Below are 1062 nucleotides of genomic sequence, written 5' to 3'. Positions count from 1 at the left end.
CCATTGCTTACCAAATCATTGACGTGCTCATCCGTATATTTCTTCGCATCTTCAAGAACTATCTTCATCTGTTGATCCGTGTAATCATGCAATTGACCTCCAGTAACAGCCTCTTTCGAGCCACTTTCAATCCGACCTTCCGCTATATTGTCTATCAAAACTGGATCACTTTCATTGCCACCTACCAACGTGATCTTATTCGTCTTCTTTCCATCTTCTCCTTTATCATACTTAACCGCATCATTCGTTACCGTATTTTCAATATTTTCTACCTTTTTATTAACATCCTCTACACTTTTTTCAACTTCGGTAATCCTATTATTTGTATTCCAAAGTTGGCTACCATTAACAGCTTCTTTTGAATCTTTGGATACGTCACCATCCTCTACATGCGTAATCTTACTATCATCACCATTGTGACGCGCATCATAACCGCCTACTTCAGCATTCCAATTTAAGCCGTTCGTTGATACATTCTGCGCTACATTCGTTATACGATCGTTCATTCCTGAAAGACTGTTATTAACACCTTCAAACGCTCCAGAAACACTATCATAGCTCTTACTCTCAGAAGAACTGCCATCACTCTTGAACTGCGTGACTTGGAATGTAGGGGCTGTCCATTGACCATTCTCATAATGAGCTCCTCCTCCTAAATACTGCGCTAACGTCTGATTCAATTGATACAACTGATTACCCGTGATCGCTTCTGTCGACCCCGCTGAAACAGCTCCGTCAACAAGATGGCTAAGCTTACTATCACGCTTACCATGAACCGCTACAAACGCTTCATCCGCATCACTCCACAACAGTGCATTCTTTTCAATATTGTCTGAAAGATTATGTTGAAGTTTTGCAACAGAATTATTCACACCTGCAAAAGCAGCCGCTACATTATCATAAAGCGTTTCCTCAGAACTGCCATCCTCCTTAAAGCTTACTATCTTGAAGCTTGGTGCTGTCCATACACCATTTTCATAGCCTGCTCCTCCACCAAAAGACTGCGCTATATTGATCGCTGCTGTTTGAAGATTATTCGTTACAGCCGTAACATTCTGATTG

Annotated in this window: 1 pseudogene; it reads right to left on the bottom strand. The window is 41.2% G+C overall.

From position 1 onward, the window contains the following. Positions 1-1062, bottom strand: a pseudogene (locus tag FS875_RS10325) (Vomp family autotransporter); the annotation flags it as partial.

Source organism: Bartonella saheliensis (assembly GCF_902162175.1).
The sequence above is the reverse complement of the archived record's forward strand: the minus strand, read 5'-3'. Positions and strand labels throughout refer to the sequence as shown.